Origin of the sequence: Exiguobacterium sp. (assembly GCF_020832205.1) — a bacterium.
Lineage (GTDB): Bacteria > Bacillota > Bacilli > Exiguobacteriales > Exiguobacteriaceae > Exiguobacterium.
In genome coordinates this window covers 25,824-39,959 of record NZ_JAFIFD010000046.1, presented here as the reverse complement: position 1 = coordinate 39,959, position 14,136 = coordinate 25,824, and the positions used below count along the sequence as shown (strand labels likewise).

The 14,136-nt window shown below is 53.4% G+C and carries 18 protein-coding genes; 10 read left to right on the top strand and 8 right to left on the bottom strand.

What is annotated here, in order from left to right; all coding sequences use genetic code 11:
* The 4 genes from JJU47_RS12345 to JJU47_RS12330 form a co-directional block, all read right to left on the bottom strand.
* Window positions 1-858 (bottom strand): pirin family protein, encoded by an 858-nt coding sequence (locus JJU47_RS12345; protein ID WP_228619911.1) that lies wholly within the window; start codon window positions 856-858, stop codon window positions 1-3.
* 106 nt (window positions 859-964) lie between these two features.
* Window positions 965-2,209 carry a hypothetical protein gene (locus tag JJU47_RS12340; protein ID WP_228619909.1) on the bottom strand — a complete coding sequence of 415 codons (1,245 nt, stop codon included), beginning with the start codon at window positions 2,207-2,209 and terminating at the stop codon, window positions 965-967.
* A 12-nt stretch (window positions 2,210-2,221) separates the two neighbouring features.
* On the bottom strand, window positions 2,222-3,484 hold the full coding sequence (locus JJU47_RS12335; protein ID WP_228619906.1) for a hypothetical protein: 1,263 nt from the start codon (window positions 3,482-3,484) through the stop codon (window positions 2,222-2,224).
* Window positions 3,485-3,771: 287 nt separating this feature from the next.
* Entirely contained in the window at window positions 3,772-4,668 is an 897-nt protein-coding gene (locus JJU47_RS12330) for an aldo/keto reductase (RefSeq protein WP_228619904.1), read from the bottom strand.
* 138 nt (window positions 4,669-4,806) lie between these two features.
* Between JJU47_RS12330 and JJU47_RS12325 the strand changes: the two genes are divergently transcribed.
* From JJU47_RS12325 to JJU47_RS12310, 4 genes are all read left to right on the top strand, one after another.
* Entirely contained in the window at window positions 4,807-5,418 is a 612-nt protein-coding gene (locus JJU47_RS12325) for a protein kinase family protein (RefSeq protein WP_228619901.1), read from the top strand.
* A gap of 86 nt (window positions 5,419-5,504) precedes the next feature.
* Window positions 5,505-5,831 (top strand): four-helix bundle copper-binding protein, encoded by a 327-nt coding sequence (locus tag JJU47_RS12320; protein WP_228619899.1) that lies wholly within the window; start codon window positions 5,505-5,507, stop codon window positions 5,829-5,831.
* Between the two features lie 115 nt (window positions 5,832-5,946).
* Entirely contained in the window at window positions 5,947-6,459 is a 513-nt protein-coding gene (locus JJU47_RS12315) for a GNAT family N-acetyltransferase (protein WP_228619896.1), read from the top strand.
* A 66-nt stretch (window positions 6,460-6,525) separates the two neighbouring features.
* Window positions 6,526-6,864, top strand: coding sequence for a zinc ribbon domain-containing protein YjdM (locus tag JJU47_RS12310; protein WP_228619894.1), 339 nt, complete (start codon window positions 6,526-6,528; stop codon window positions 6,862-6,864).
* A 39-nt stretch (window positions 6,865-6,903) separates the two neighbouring features.
* On the opposite strand, the gene JJU47_RS12305 is transcribed toward JJU47_RS12310, so the two are convergent.
* Window positions 6,904-8,361: an aldehyde dehydrogenase family protein gene (locus tag JJU47_RS12305; protein ID WP_228619892.1), complete on the bottom strand. Its 1,458-nt coding sequence runs from the start codon at window positions 8,359-8,361 to the stop codon at window positions 6,904-6,906.
* A gap of 247 nt (window positions 8,362-8,608) precedes the next feature.
* Between JJU47_RS12305 and JJU47_RS12300 the strand changes: the two genes are divergently transcribed.
* Window positions 8,609-9,556 carry an alpha/beta hydrolase gene (locus tag JJU47_RS12300; protein ID WP_228619889.1) on the top strand — a complete coding sequence of 316 codons (948 nt, stop codon included), beginning with the start codon at window positions 8,609-8,611 and terminating at the stop codon, window positions 9,554-9,556.
* 11 nt (window positions 9,557-9,567) lie between these two features.
* On the opposite strand, the gene JJU47_RS12295 is transcribed toward JJU47_RS12300, so the two are convergent.
* Window positions 9,568-10,410 (bottom strand): GNAT family N-acetyltransferase, encoded by an 843-nt coding sequence (locus tag JJU47_RS12295; RefSeq protein WP_228619886.1) that lies wholly within the window; start codon window positions 10,408-10,410, stop codon window positions 9,568-9,570.
* Window positions 10,411-10,481: 71 nt separating this feature from the next.
* Between JJU47_RS12295 and JJU47_RS12290 the strand changes: the two genes are divergently transcribed.
* Window positions 10,482-11,159 carry a YjjG family noncanonical pyrimidine nucleotidase gene (locus tag JJU47_RS12290; protein ID WP_228619883.1) on the top strand — a complete coding sequence of 226 codons (678 nt, stop codon included), beginning with the start codon at window positions 10,482-10,484 and terminating at the stop codon, window positions 11,157-11,159.
* A 13-nt stretch (window positions 11,160-11,172) separates the two neighbouring features.
* A complete protein-coding gene (locus JJU47_RS12285; RefSeq protein WP_228619881.1) occupies window positions 11,173-11,493 on the top strand; it encodes a hypothetical protein in 321 nt (106 codons plus the stop codon).
* A gap of 1 nt (window position 11,494) precedes the next feature.
* Here JJU47_RS12285 and JJU47_RS12280 read toward each other — a convergent pair whose 3' ends face one another.
* The gene (locus JJU47_RS12280; RefSeq protein ID WP_228619878.1) at window positions 11,495-11,941 is read right to left on the bottom strand and encodes an NUDIX hydrolase; all 447 of its coding nucleotides are present in this window, start codon (window positions 11,939-11,941) and stop codon (window positions 11,495-11,497) included.
* Between the two features lie 54 nt (window positions 11,942-11,995).
* Between JJU47_RS12280 and JJU47_RS12275 the strand changes: the two genes are divergently transcribed.
* Genes JJU47_RS12275 through JJU47_RS12265 form a run of 3 tightly spaced genes read left to right on the top strand, consistent with a single transcriptional unit; the run spans window position 11,996 to window position 13,635 of the window.
* On the top strand, window positions 11,996-12,598 hold the full coding sequence (locus JJU47_RS12275; RefSeq protein ID WP_228619876.1) for a pentapeptide repeat-containing protein: 603 nt from the start codon (window positions 11,996-11,998) through the stop codon (window positions 12,596-12,598).
* The gene (locus tag JJU47_RS12270) at window positions 12,595-13,434 is read left to right on the top strand and encodes an aminoglycoside 6-adenylyltransferase (RefSeq protein WP_228619874.1); all 840 of its coding nucleotides are present in this window, start codon (window positions 12,595-12,597) and stop codon (window positions 13,432-13,434) included. The genes JJU47_RS12275 and JJU47_RS12270 overlap by 4 nt, the downstream gene beginning before the upstream one ends.
* Window positions 13,435-13,482: 48 nt before the next feature.
* Window positions 13,483-13,635, top strand: a complete 153-nt coding sequence (locus tag JJU47_RS12265; RefSeq protein WP_034807783.1) for a hypothetical protein — start codon at window positions 13,483-13,485, stop codon at window positions 13,633-13,635.
* Between the two features lie 11 nt (window positions 13,636-13,646).
* Here JJU47_RS12265 and JJU47_RS12260 read toward each other — a convergent pair whose 3' ends face one another.
* Window positions 13,647-14,045 carry a potassium channel family protein gene (locus tag JJU47_RS12260; RefSeq protein WP_228619872.1) on the bottom strand — a complete coding sequence of 133 codons (399 nt, stop codon included), beginning with the start codon at window positions 14,043-14,045 and terminating at the stop codon, window positions 13,647-13,649.
* Window positions 14,046-14,136: the final 91 nt, after the last annotated feature.

Below are 14,136 nucleotides of genomic sequence, written 5' to 3'. Positions count from 1 at the left end.
TTATTTCACTGCGGGCGGTCCGAAGACGCCGGCGTGATAGTCGCGGAACGCTTGGCGAATCTCGTCCTCCGTGTTCATGACGAACGGACCGTGGGCGATATAATCTTCACGGAGCGGTACTCCCGAATAGACGAGGAGCTTCGTCCGGGACGTTGCTTTGATTGAGAGGCCGCTCTCACCCTCTATCGTCTCATCGAACGTCAATGTCGCGACATCCGTCTTCTCGAGCGGTGTCGCGTGTGAGCCGATCTCGACAGAGCCGGCAAGCACGTAGACGAAGGCGTTATGGTTCGCCGGCAAGACGTGTTCATATGTTGCCCCGTCACGCAATTGGATCTCGCTCATCGTAATCGGGACGAGGCTGTCTAGCGGTCCTTTCACACCGGCGATGTCACCGGAGTAGACGCGGACGTGCCCGCCATCGACCGGGACGACCGGGGCATCTTCGACGTAGACGTTTTGATAAGACGTTGTCGTCGTCTTCAGCGACTTCGGCAAGTTGAGCCACAACTGCAACGTGTGGATCAAATCGTCCGCCACCGCCTCCTCGGCATGGCGGGCAGCCCAACCGGCGTTCATATACTGCACATCCCCGGCATCGAGAATCGAATGACCGCCGTGGTTGTCGATATGTTCGAGTCGGCCATCGATCACGTACGTGATTGTCTGGAAGCCACGGTGCGGATGGTCAGAAAAGGTGCCGCGCTTGAACCAGTCCTCGGCCATCAAAATGAACGGGTCGAACTCGTCTTTACGCTCAGGCGGCAACACCCAGCCTTGTTGGACGTGCGGATAGCCGTTTTGTTTATAGGAGACGCGCCAACTGTCGGCGACGTCGCGTTCGAATCGTGTTGTCATCGAATCCACTCCTTCGTGTCATTTGTTTCATTGTCGCACAGTCTCGGTTTGTGATTGGACGATGTTGCTTACAGAACATGCAAAAGACAGACGGGAAGACCGTCTGTCAGTAAGGGGCGAGCGACAGCCACGAGGCGCTGTCCTCAGAGTTCAGTTTGTAATGTTTGCCTTCGGTCGTGAGGAAGACGTCCGTTTTTTTCGAGCGCTTATGGAGCGTCACCTCGAACGTCTGGGATGTCACACCCTCGATTAACGTGAACAACGGATAGTCGGCCGGTTCGCCGCTCCGTTTGACCGGTTCGGCCCGCGCCACCATCTGTTTCAACATTGCACCGTCCGTCGTCAACGTCTGGACCGCGTCTAAGGCGTGCAGCTCGGTCTTCCCGGACAGCGGTGTCTTGTGGAAATAACCGATGGTGACTTCCTCATCGGCCGTCATCGTTGCGGCATTAACCTCGGTTTGCGTCATCGTGACGGGTGGCTCATAGCGAAGTGAGACAGTCTGCTCGACGATTTCCCCTTCGACATCATAGGAAAGTTGCCAGAGCGGGTACGTCTTCCCGAACTCGAGCGTCTCGGGTAACAGATACGTGTCTGACAGTGTCGGGACACCACCGTCAGGCACCGGGTCGAGCAGCCACTGCGATGTGTTCGCCTCAGAAGACTCAAAGAGCGCCGGTTGGACGAACCCATTCATCTCAACGATATGAAGCGAGAGCGTCACATGTTGCAAGCTCAAGCTTGGTTCGTAAGGACGAGAGAATGTCATCGATGCGTCCTGCGTGTTTACTTCAATCGAAAGCGTCGTGAACAGGGGCGCCTGTAACGCGACAAACGGCGCGTTGAACGGTTTGAACTCGAAATATGGAGTGTCGTCCTCGAGTTGTTCAAGAAGCGCCTGCTGTGTATCGGCGGACACACGGGCTGCACGCGGGCGAAGCGGCTCAGGGTCTGCTTCACGATAAGCAATTGGCATGAGTTCCGGGTCGATCTGTTTCACATACCGGCTGTGGCCGGTCTCACAGTAGGCGTATGTCGCTTCGTCGTCATGGAAGACGGTGAGGCCTGTCAGGGGCGAAATCGTCTCGGGTGAGAACCGTGTGAAGCTACGATATGACGCATCGAAGACGAACTGGCGGTCCGGCAGCGACGTGACGTCCGTCTCGTCGCAAATCGTATGGACGGCCGTATGCTCCGCCTCGTCCATCTGTGTCAACGTCTTTCCAATCTCGAGGCGATAGCCGTCAAACAAGAGGGGGCGAACGTTGAGTTCGAGCGCCGTCTCCTCTTCCGTGCAGCCGACCAGAGCCAATGTGAGTAGAAGTGAGGCGGCTATGCTGATTCTGTGCACAAGATTCCTCCTTTAGTTGTCAAAGCGGTCGTGCCATTTGTTTGCATCATCCCGTAGTAGCTTAAAGTGGGACCCTGTTTTCGTATTCGTCAAAAAGACATCGTCTCCTTTATAACTGACGTCAAACGTTTGGGCACAGATCCCTTCGAACACGGTCAAATACGGAATCGAGGCCGGTTCGCCCGTCTCGGTCGTCGCTTTGGAACGCTCGATCGCCTTGAAGACGAAACGTGTCTCATCGGCTGTCAAATGGGTCAAAAATGCAGCGTCTCTCGACTCAGTACCGATGAGGGCGAGTTCATGAAAGACGGCATGCTGACGATTGGAAAACTCGGCGCGCATTTCGCGTTTCAGCGCTTCTCCTCGCAGGAGGACCGGCTGTTTGTACGTGAGTGAGACGACTTCTTTATGCGGGACGTTGTCACGCATGAACGAAAAACTGAACAACGGATAGCGTTGGCCCGGGACGAGTGTCGACGGGAGGGTGTCAGTTCGGCGGGCCCCAAGGAGTTGATCGAACGAAGCGTCTTTTGGCCGAATGACGTCTTGGTACAGATCTTGGTTTACTGAAGTATAGATTCCGTATCGGTTCGTGCCTTCCGCTGTCTCGATCCCGAAGCCGAGCGACAAGTACGGGTGGCGTGATGCTGCATCGATCGGCACGGTGACCGTCTCGACACCCTCTGAGGACTCGAACGTCATTTCGAACGATCCGTTGAACGGCATCGTCACGTGGACGAGCGTCTGCTCGAGCGCCGTCCGTTTTGGATAAGGTTCATTTCCGATAGGTTTGTTCATTTCCTTTAAGTAGTGCAACCGTTCGTGCGGTTGGGCGTTCCGTAGCTTGGCGACGGAAGGGTACGTGACCGCTTGTTCACGGTGTGGAACGAGACTGTCGGGAACCGCGTCGATTTGCTTCATGTAAGAAATCTTGTCGACGCGACATTCTACATACGTTTGATTTTCCACTTCAAAAAATGTGGCCGTCGGGAATGCTTGAGTCGAAGCGTTCGTCGTCAGCGGTTGGGACAACGTAACCGTGCCGATCCAACGACGTTCGCCGTCGGGAGCGAGGGCGAGGGCGTCGTCCGGATAACAAGCGTCTAGGACGCTCGTCCGGTCCGCTTCGGTCATCTCGATTTGTTGCCCGGACGGTAACGTCGCGCGGCCTTGATAGTACTCTGGCGCTGTATGTAAGCGAAACGCTTGTTCTTCTTCGCATCCGAACAAAAACGTTAAAATGGCAAGTGTACAGAAAATCAGGTACTTTTTCACATCGATGCTCTCCTTCAATGAATAACTTTCATCATTTTAGCACCAATTTTTTGTGACTTTAGGCTTAGGAAAATTAAAGTGTTTTTTTGAAAAAAAGACGAAAAACCCGCTCGACTTGAACTGAGCGGGCTTCGTTTACACTTATGGATATGAAATGGTATTTCGAGATTTTCGCAGTGTCGATTTTTGACGAAAAAGCTAGAATTATCAATCGCTCAAGTAAAGCGATATTCATTCCCCTCTTTTTCGAATGGTTTATAAAAGGATTAAACTGTTTATTTTTACCTTCAGTCTACGTCACGACCGCGCGCGGCCTTCAAAATTTCGAACCATTCTTCTCGTGTGAGCTCGATATTGAGCGCTTCGACACCGCTTTGGACTCGTTCTATTTTCCCAGAACCGATGATCGGCAAGATGCGGGCCGGATGTGCGAGCAACCAGGCGTACACGACCGTATCGATCCCGCTCACGTCATGGCGTGAGGCAATCGTCTGAAGTGTGTCACGGAGCGGGGCGTAGTCTTCTTCTGAGAAGAGACGGCCGCCGGCGAGCGGGCTCCACGCCATGAGCGGCATCCGTTCTTCATGGCACAAGTCGACTGACCCGTCCTCAAAATGCTTCAGTTGCATCGGAGACAGTTCAAGCTGATTCGTCACGAGCTGGAACGACAAACGCGACTGGAGCAGACGTTGTTGCGACGGCAAGTGGTTTGACACCCCGAACGTCCGGACTTTCCCGCTCTCATGTAACGCGGTGAACGCCTCGGCGACTGCGTCCGGATCCATCAACGGGTCGGGACGGTGAATCAACAACGTGTCGATGTGGTCGATGGCAAGCTCTTGCAACGACCGTTCGGCTTGACGGATAATATGTGCTTTCGTCGTGTCGTAGTGGTTGAGCGTTTGGCCCGGGTTGAAGTCGCCCGTCAATTTAATCCCGGTCTTCGTCACGATCTCGATTTGGTCACGAAGCTCCGGCTTCAAGCGAAGTGCTTCTCCGAATAGGCCTTCACACGTATATCCGCCGTAAATGTCGGCATGATCGAACGTCGTGATGCCGAGCTCAATGCATTGCTCGATAAAAGTGAGGCGTTCTTGTGCGGACATGTCCCATTCAGCGAGACGCCACATCCCGTGGACGATACGTGAAAACGATAAGTCTTCCGTTAGTGCGATTCGTTGCATAATCGATTCCTCCTAAATTGTCTGTCGCTTTCATTATACGGATAAACAGACCGAGCGTCACTTTGTCGATTCAAGGAGCAAGTCAAACGTTCAAAAATCCGGTATGATTAAGGACACAACTTGAAAGAGGAGTCCCTCATGAACCGTTATGATTTATTTGCTGATGTATCGTTTGACCAGTCCGGCGAGGAGACGCGTGTGAGACATATGCACGAGAGCCTCGAGTTGCATGGCATCGGGCGCAGCGCCGCTGTGTTTCGGATTAACGGCACCTGTCTCGTCATCAAAGTCTTTTTCCCTGGATTCACCCATATCGCAGCCGAGGAAGCGGTCGTTTATGAGACGCTGGCAGATCTTCCGCAGTTTTCACGCTTGCACGAGGCCGGACCGAATTATATCGTGATCGACTATATCGAAGGGAAGACGCTGTTCGAATGTCTGACCGAAGGGATTTGGATTGACGCGGCGTATCTGGACGACGTCGACAACGCGCTTTTAGCGGCGCGTGGGCGCGGTCTCACCCCGTCAGATGTTCATTTGCGGAACATCATCTTGAGCTCGGACGGACGGATCTTTTTAATCGATTTGGCCAGATTTCGCCAAGGTCAACAGATCGATCACCAATGGGAAGACTTGAAACGGATGTATCGCATTTACCGGCTTCGCTTCGTACCGAAGCGTTATTCCGAGCGCTTGTTGAACGGGATCGCTTACGTTTATCGAACGTTCGTAAACGACCCGAGGCGGTAGTCGACGGTCGTTTTTCTTTTGCAGATTAGGGAACATCAATAACGTGTCGTCGTTGTCGTGTCACTTCTTAAAAGGAGGATGTACGTATGCACCGGATTTACGCGAACGAATTGGAAACGCTGCACGATTGTGTTGAGACGTGCAATTACTGTCTCGAATCTTGTCTTGAGGAACATGATGTGAAGATGATGGTCGACTGTATCCGGCTCGACCGGGAGTGCGCGGCGATGTGTGCGTTTCTCGCCGAGGCGATGACGCGTGATTCGGCGTTCGTGCCGGAACTTGCCCGGGCTTGCGCGATCATCTGCAAGGCGTGTGCTCAAGAGTGTGAGAAACATAAGCACGAGCATTGCCAAGAGTGTGCCCGCGTCTGCTTCGAGTGCGCCTCGATGTGTGATCGTTTGGCGGCGTGAGCAACGTACGGTCAGTCGATGCGACTGACCTTTTTTAATGGAAGCGCGCGTCGCCGCGTGTGTTTTGCGATTAGGATACGTATAATGAAGAAAAACTCATGAAAGTGGTGGATGTATGATTCGAAATTGCCGTCGTGACGACCTTCAAGCCGTCTTACATATATATAACGATGCCATCGTCAACAGTACTGCCGTGTACCATTACGAACCGGTCACGCTTCAAAACCGGGTCGAGTGGTATGAAGACAAGAAAGCCCAAGCATTCCCGATGATCGTTTGGGAAGAAGGAGACGTCGTCATGGGGTTTGCCACGTTCGGTCCGTTTCGTCCATGGCCGGCTTACAAATACACGGTTGAACATTCCGTTTACGTCCATCCAGGGTATCGCGGAAAAGGGATTGGCAATAAATTGTTGCGTGAAATCGTCCGGCTCGCCGAAGTGCAGGAGTATAAGACGGTCATCGGGGGCATCGATGCGTCGAACGTGACGAGCATCCGGGCGCACGAAAAAGTCGGCTTCGTCCACTCGGGCACGATCAAGCAAGCCGGTTACAAATTCGGCAAGTGGCTCGATTTGTCGTTCTATCAGTTAACTTTGGAAGGCCCGGACACCCCGCAGGAAGGGTGATGGGCAGATGTCGGCATCCCGAAAATACGTTATACTGGCGACAGAGAAGCGAATGGAGGATGCAAGATGACAGAACTACCGAATTGCCCGAAATGCCAGTCCACGTATGTATATGAAGACGGTGCTTTACTCGTCTGCCCGGAATGCGCCTACGAATGGTCACCGACTGAGGCGGCCGAAGCCGAAGCAGACGCTGAAGTGAAAGACGCGAACGGGAACGTGCTCCGAGACGGAGACACGGTCACGGTCATCAAAGACTTGAAAGTGAAAGGGACGTCGCTCGTCGTCAAACAAGGTACGAAAGTGAAGGGCATCCGTCTTGTCGAAGGCGACCACGATATCGATTGCAAAATCGAAGGGTTCGGCGCGATGAAACTGAAGTCGGAATTCGTCAAAAAACTATAAAAAAGCTGTTTCGGTCCGTGGACCGAAACAGCTTTTTGCTTAAGAGAAGAACGGTTTGTATTCACGGCGTTCATGCATGACAGAGACCCATTGGAGCGTCGTGAACTCCTCGAGCACCCATTCACCGTTGAAACGGCCGAGCCCTGAGTCTTTCTCGCCCCCGAACGGCAAATGCGGCTCATCGTTCACCGATTGGTCGTTGACGTGAATCATCCCCGTCTCGACTTGGCGGGCGAACTCGGTCGCGCGATAGATCGAGCCGTGGACGGCACCGCTCAGTCCGTACGGGAGTTCGTTCGAGATTTGGAGCGCCTCGGCATCGTCTTTGAACGACAAGATGACGGCGACCGGTCCGAAAATCTCATTTTTCGCGAGTGGCATGTCGTTCGTGACACCGCTCACGACGGTCGGTTCGAGCACGTTTCCGTCGGCATTGCCGCCAGTTTGGAGCGTCGCCCCGGCCTCGACCGTCTGATCGATTTGGTCGAGGATGCGCTCGACTTGGTCGTGGTCGATGAGCGGACCGACTTGCGTGTCCGGCTCGTTCGGATTACCAAATTTCAAGGCTTTGACCCGCTCGACAAATTTTTCGAGGAAGGCGTCGTGAACCGACTCGGCGACGAGAATCCGGTTCGTCGACATACAGATTTGACCTTGATGGTAGAACTTCGAGTAGACGGCCGATTCGACGGCGCGGTCGATGTCGGCATCATCTAGCACGACGAAGACGTTGTTGCCCCCGAGTTCGAGCGCGGTCTTTTTCAACATGCGACCGGCCTTCTCGGCAATTCCTTTTCCGACCTCGGTCGACCCGGTGAACGAGATGAGTTTCGGAATCGGATGCTCGACGATGGCGTCGCCAATCTCCGAGCCGCGGCCGACGATCACGTTCAACACGCCTTTCGGAAGACCCGCCTCTTCAAATAATGAAGCGAAGAGGAGACCGCCCGTAACCGGTGTCGCGGTCGCCGGTTTGACGACGACCGTATTGCCTGGCGCGAGCGCCGAGACGATCGAGCGGACGTCGAGATGGAACGGGAAGTTCCACGGGCTGATGACTCCGATAACGCCGAGCGGTTTGCGATACACCCGGTTCTCTTTATGCGGGACGATCGACGGCTTGATGAGCCCGTCCATCCTGAACGGGAACGTCGCCGCTTCTTTAATGATCGCCATCGAGGCTAAAAATTCACCTTCCGCTTTAATGCGCGTACTGCCCGACTCTTTGACGAGCCAGTCGATGATGTCTTCTTTATGTTCGAGCGTCAGTTCCGCGAAACGCTCGATCAAGGCGCGCCGGTCTTGCGGCAACATGGAGGCCCATTCACTTTGCGCTTCTTTGGCTGTGCGGTAGGCGTTGTCTAAATCGCTCTCATCGGCCGAGCGAATCGAGAACAACGTCTCGTCCGTGAACGGGTTGACATTGTCGATTGACTTGTCGCTCGAGCCTTCGACCCACTGCCCGTCGATGTACATCTTTGTAAAATCGGTATGCATAACAACACTCCTTTTTCTTTTTGCTTCACCTTAAGAAGTATTCACCTGATTTGAAAAAATAAACCTTTTGATGGGTAAACGGGAAACTGATCGGAAAGAAGGAACAAACATATAACAATGGGGGGCGCGATTTCGTCGGAAAAGTAACCATAAAGGTCGCTATGGCGGCGAGCAGATATGTCTGCTTAGAGGAAGGCAACGGTGGGAATAGGCAACTGAAAGCCAATAGAGAAAGAAGGGATTCCCATTGCCAGTCAATCCGACGATTCAATTTTATTTGAACCAGCTTCAAAATGATTTACCGACGACGTACGATCGATTGGATCCGTTCGAATTGAGACGACAAGAAGACGCGATGATGACCCGATTTCAACATAAAGAGCGTGTGCATGACGTGGAGAATCTTGAGATGGCGCTTAATGGACGATCGATCCCGGCCCGGATTTATCGGGCAAACGATTCAATCGCGCCAACGCTCGTTTATTACCATGGAGGCGGGTATGTCACGGGGAGTCTGGATACGCACGATGCGATTTGCCGGACGCTCGCGAACGAGGCGGATTGCACGGTCATCTCTGTCGGCTATCGTCTTGCTCCGGAGCACAAGTTCCCGGCTGCCGTCGAAGATGCGTATGACGCGCTCGCTTGGGTCGCCGAGCATTCGGAAACACTTCGGGTGGACGCCTCACGTCTCGCCGTCGGAGGCGACAGCGCCGGCGGTACGCTCGCAACAGTGAGCGCCTTGATCGCGCTTGAGCGGGGCGGCCCGGCCGTCACGCATCAGCTCTTGTTCTACCCGGTCACCGGGACGGAGGAAAATTTACCGCTGTCCTTGATCGAGTATGCGAACGGCTACTTGCTCGATGAAGGGTTGATTCGGTGGTTCCAACATCAGTATTTTAATGACGAGAAAGAGTTGACGGATCCATATGCGTCACCGATTTTCTCCCCGTATTTAGAGAAGCTGCCGTCGACGACTCTCCTCACGGCCGAGTACGATCCGCTTCGGGACCTCGGGCGGGCGTATGCGAACAAGCTCGTCAGCCTCGGTGTCCCCGTTGACTATAAGAACTATGCCGGATTGATTCACGGGTTTGCGAACTATTACTTTTACGTGCCAGAAGCAAAACGGGCCGTGAAAGAGGCAGCCCGCGCGTTACGAGATGCATTCACACATGAAAATACTCGCCCTTGAGGCGAGTGTTTTCATGCTTTCGACAAATAAGGGAAGCGACAACCTTCCGGGAAAAGCTGTCCATCGTTCATACGAAACATCCATTGACCGTCACGGGACGGACGTTGTTCCACACCGTCAAGATCGGGCGTGAATTTAAAGACGATTTCCGTGATTCCTTCAAAGGAGAGCCGTGCCACGACGTCACGCATGTCGACAGGCCGCGGCGACAGCACGGCGTACAGATTTAAGCGCGAGCGCTCAATCATATAAATGACATGGACGTCATCGAAACGATATACGTCCTCGTCCATCCCTTGATAGTAATGGAACATCCAAATGTGCATGTCGTCCTTTGTGTACAGCCGCGGTGAATACGGGAGCGACTCGAGTTTGAAACGACGCCACTGTTCGGCATCGACACGGACGTGTTCGAGCGGGGGTGCCGCCCCTGACACGGAAATGAACAGCTCCGGTTCGGATTGGGCGGTGAACCCTTGTTTCTCGTAAAACGGTTCGACGATTTCGTCGCAAGCTAAAAAATAAGGTAACCCATCCGTATCATGTTGCTTGAACAAGTGCTTGAAGATGCGGGTGGCGAGTCCTTGTCCTTGTCTGATCTCATCCGTCATAACCGTCCCGATTTGGTACGCCTCGCGAGCAGTTCCGTCCGTCATCACTGTCATCCGGCTCATCCCGACGTTCGAGATGACATTTCGATAGAACGTGAATGAATAACAGCGATAGCGGTCAGTCCATTCGCCAGCATTGTACCACTCGCGAAAGTCGATACCGAATGTCTCATCGGCTAAGTAAAAAAACGATGCGAGTTCTTTATCGGAATACGCGAGGTTGGTGATTGGCTTTTTCGGCATATGGTTCGCTCCTTTTTTGAACTTCGATGTGTGTTCCTGTACATTAAAGACAGAGAGGGGTAATAAAGAATATGAAACGATATGATGCAATTTTATTTGACGTCGATGACACGTTGCTCGACTTTAAGCGGAGTGAGCACGTTGCCTTGGAGCAGCTGCTCGCTTCGCACAACGTCCGAATGACCGACGAACTGAAACAACAATACGTGACGATTAACAACGGACTTTGGCGCGCATTCGAACGCGGCGAGGTCGGGCGGGACGACGTCTTGATCGGCCGCCATACACAATTGTTCGACACGCTCGGTATCGCAATCGACGGACACGACGTCGAGCAGCGCTATCGGGAGCATTTGCACGAAGGAGTGCACATCATCGATGGGGCGCTTGAACTCGTGCAAAGCTTGAGTGAGCAGTATCCGCTCTACATCGTCACGAACGGTGTAACCGAGACACAGTTCAAGCGGCTTGAAGCCTCGGGGTTACTCCCGTATTTCAAGGACGTGTTCGTTTCCGACGCGACCGGTTCACAGAAGCCGATGAAACCGTTCTTCGATTACGTGTTTAACCGTGTGCCGAACGTGTCACCCGAACGCGGGCTGATCGTCGGTGACTCGCTGACGGCTGACATTGCCGGCGGACGGATGTATGGGCTGGACACATGTTGGTATAATCCGAACGAAGTAGCGGCGACGGTCGAGACGACGTATGAGATTCGCGACTTGAACGAGTTGAAAACCATTCTTTAAGGGGTGAGTCCGTATGGACGTGTTCACGTACTTCCGATTTGTCTTTTGGTTTTTATTCTGTCTGAGCGTCATCATGTTCGCGGTGACGGCGTTCCAGCGGACGGAGCGATTGAACACGTTCGGTCTCGGTTTTCTCGTCGTCACGATCATCGGGACGAGCGTCATCTTGCTTGGGACGGAAGGTTTTATCGTCGACGCGTATGCGCTCGGAGGTGACACCGTGACGACTTACTTATGTTTAGCGACGTGCGGGATTTCGAGCCTCGCCTTCGTCACACATATATGGCGCGGCGTCAGGCGTGAGAAACGACAAGATTCAAGACGTGGTTACTGACTCAGCGGTCGATAAAGTGTGGAGGCAGTGATTGCGGCAACGCGTAGAGCGTCTCAGGGAACAGTTTCAAATCCCGAAGTTCAAGCAGCGGCTGCCAGCGATAAATCAAGTGGTCTCCTTCCGGTCCGTGAAAGTCCCCGGTCCGGAGCGGAAGGTCACCCGATACATAAAAATACATGCCGATCTCATGGACTGTGCGCTCTAAATACGTGAAGAAATTTTCGGAGACGAAAGCGAACGTCGTTCCTGTCAGTGTGGCGTCGAGTTCTTCTTGCAACTCCCGCGTCAAGGCGAGTTCGGCTTCTTCGCCGATGCCGACCCGGCCACCCGGGAGGGCCCAAAAGTCATCGTTCACGTTCCGGTGAACGAGCAAATGCCCGTCTTGAACCCAGATGCCAGCGACGCGATAGTTGAACGTACCGTGCTCGGTCGGAAATACGATATCCATTCTTATCACTCCCATTCTTTTACTATTTTCTAGTATACGCTAAGGAGGCGCCTCATGTTTCAATCACACGCTACATATGAAGGGGAAGATTTTCGTGACGAGACGCTCCGTGACGTCTTTCTTACCCATACGACGTTCGAGAACTGCCGATTCACGTATATCGATGCGACCGAGTTCGAGACGGAGCAATGCCGTTTCATCGACTGCGACTTCACTGATTCGAAGTGGAACGCATCCCGCCATCGCGGCAGCTCGTTCTTGAACTGTCAGTTCAACGGGGCGAACTTATTTTTAAGCGAGTTCGATCAATGCAAAATGACAGGTACGTCGTTTGAAAGCTGTACGTTCGAAGGAGTAACCGTTCAAGGAGGGGACTGGTCGTTCGTGAACTTGCGTCACGTCCCGCTCCGGAAAATGGACTGGTCGAACGTCCGTCTCATCGAAGGGGACTTATACGGTGCCGACTTGAGCGAGTCGACATGGACGAACGCCGTGATGTCGCGCGCTATCTTACAACATGCCGACTGCACCGCTGCCGATTTTTGTGGTGCGCAGATGGACGGGGTTGATTTCTCGGACGTCACGCTCAAGAAAACGAAACTAGACGTCATGCAGGCCGTTCAAGTGGCGCGCTCGCTCGGGGCAATTGTCGTATGAACCAGGAAGCCGTGATCGAGCAGTTGTGCGAGCTGTCAAAAGCGGATGACAACGTCCGCGTCCTCGTCTTGAACGGATCGCTCGTCAATCCGAACGTGGAGGCCGACGCGTATCAAGACGTCGACGTCACTTGCTTCGTGAGAGACGTATCGATCTTTTTGCAAGACCGCTCATGGATAAGGCGTTTCGGAAAGGTGCTCATCATGCAAACGCCCGACGAAGTACCCGGACGTCTCGTCTATGACCGGTTCGCTTTCCTCGTCCAATATGAGGACGGGCATCGCATCGACTTGACCGTCCGTCCGCTTCATGAGGTGGGGGATGCGATCGCCGAAGATTCCCTCAGCCTCGTCTTGCTCGATCGGGACGGACTGGCCGGGACACCGGTTCCGACAGATGAGTCATATTGGATTCGCCGTCCGACACGGTGGGCGTATGACCAGTGTTGGAACGAGTTTTGGTGGGTGTCGCTCTACGTCGTGAAAGGGCTTCGGCGCGGGCAGATGTTGTATGCGCTCGATCACTTGGGAATTATGCGGACGATGCTTCGACAAATGTTGATGTGGGACGTCGGGTTTGCCACGGACTTTTCAGTGAACGTAGGAAAAGCAGGCGATCGGTTAAAAGACTACGTCTCGACCGATGACTGGGCCGGTTATTTGCAAACGTATACGATCCCAGACCCATCGGCGCTCGAGAGAGCGTTTGAAGCGGCGGTTCGACAGTTTCAAGACGTCAGTCGCCGCGTGGCGCACCAGGCTCGCTTTCCCGACAAACACGAACAAGCCGATCAAATTCGTGACGGCTTTTCGACGCTTTGGCAGTCAAACGATTAAGTTTTAGCCGAGTCGGGAAACCCCCTTGTATAGAAGGGGGAATGACGCTTGAATCCGTATACGACGTTCATCGCGCTCCTAGTAGGGAGTTTACTGTTATTTGTCGGCATCCGGACGAAGAAGTGGCCAATCATCGTCGTGGCTTTGTTTCCGCTCGGCCTCGTCGCATTTAACATGTATTTACTCATTACCGGACGCTAGAAGACTGCCTGTCAGTCTTCTTCTTTTTTGTATACGGACTTTACGAAAAATGCTGTCGGGAGCAAGATGCCGATGGCAGCCTCGACGAGCGCGAACAGACGGGCCGGGCCGACTGGCAACAAGTCTCCGAAACCGATCGACAAGAGCGTGACACCGCTAAAATAGATGAGGTTCTGCCAGGACGGTTCGACGGGGGTCATCGATTCGAGCGACGTGACGAGAATGATACCGTCCAAAGAAAGCGCATAGTAGATGGCGGCGAATCCAAGCATCACGCCTGACAAGCTGACGAACAGATGGCTGAAGAGACGCCCGTCAAAGGCGGTCTGCCGATACGTCTTTTGTCGAAAGAAGGTATATATGTTCAGTCCGACGAATAAGACGGCAAGCGTCAGTAAGATGGTGTTCATGTTGATCGCTCCTATCATTTGAGATTTCACTGAAACTGTTCCCTGCCCAACGTTACTCAAACGAATGAAATCTAGATAAAAAGGTTTGAAT

Bases quoted from the DNA above. Each gene is read 5' to 3' on its own strand.
- JJU47_RS12345 (WP_228619911.1), bottom strand. From the start codon at position 858: ATGACAACACGATTCGAACGCGACGTCGCCGACAGTTGGCGCGTCTCC.
- JJU47_RS12285 (WP_228619881.1), top strand. From the start codon at position 11,173: ATGGACGTGTTCACGTACTTCCGATTTGTCTTTTGGTTTTTATTCTGT.
- JJU47_RS12310 (WP_228619894.1), top strand. From the start codon at position 6,526: ATGACAGAACTACCGAATTGCCCGAAATGCCAGTCCACGTATGTATAT.
- JJU47_RS12290 (WP_228619883.1), top strand. From the start codon at position 10,482: ATGAAACGATATGATGCAATTTTATTTGACGTCGATGACACGTTGCTC.
- JJU47_RS12260 (WP_228619872.1), bottom strand. From the start codon at position 14,045: ATGAACACCATCTTACTGACGCTTGCCGTCTTATTCGTCGGACTGAAC.
- JJU47_RS12315 (WP_228619896.1), top strand. From the start codon at position 5,947: ATGATTCGAAATTGCCGTCGTGACGACCTTCAAGCCGTCTTACATATA.
- JJU47_RS12280 (WP_228619878.1), bottom strand. From the start codon at position 11,941: ATGGATATCGTATTTCCGACCGAGCACGGTACGTTCAACTATCGCGTC.
- JJU47_RS12295 (WP_228619886.1), bottom strand. From the start codon at position 10,410: ATGCCGAAAAAGCCAATCACCAACCTCGCGTATTCCGATAAAGAACTC.
- JJU47_RS12305 (WP_228619892.1), bottom strand. From the start codon at position 8,361: ATGCATACCGATTTTACAAAGATGTACATCGACGGGCAGTGGGTCGAA.
- JJU47_RS12330 (WP_228619904.1), bottom strand. From the start codon at position 4,668: ATGCAACGAATCGCACTAACGGAAGACTTATCGTTTTCACGTATCGTC.
- JJU47_RS12325 (WP_228619901.1), top strand. From the start codon at position 4,807: ATGAACCGTTATGATTTATTTGCTGATGTATCGTTTGACCAGTCCGGC.
- JJU47_RS12275 (WP_228619876.1), top strand. From the start codon at position 11,996: ATGTTTCAATCACACGCTACATATGAAGGGGAAGATTTTCGTGACGAG.
- JJU47_RS12270 (WP_228619874.1), top strand. From the start codon at position 12,595: ATGAACCAGGAAGCCGTGATCGAGCAGTTGTGCGAGCTGTCAAAAGCG.
- JJU47_RS12320 (WP_228619899.1), top strand. From the start codon at position 5,505: ATGCACCGGATTTACGCGAACGAATTGGAAACGCTGCACGATTGTGTT.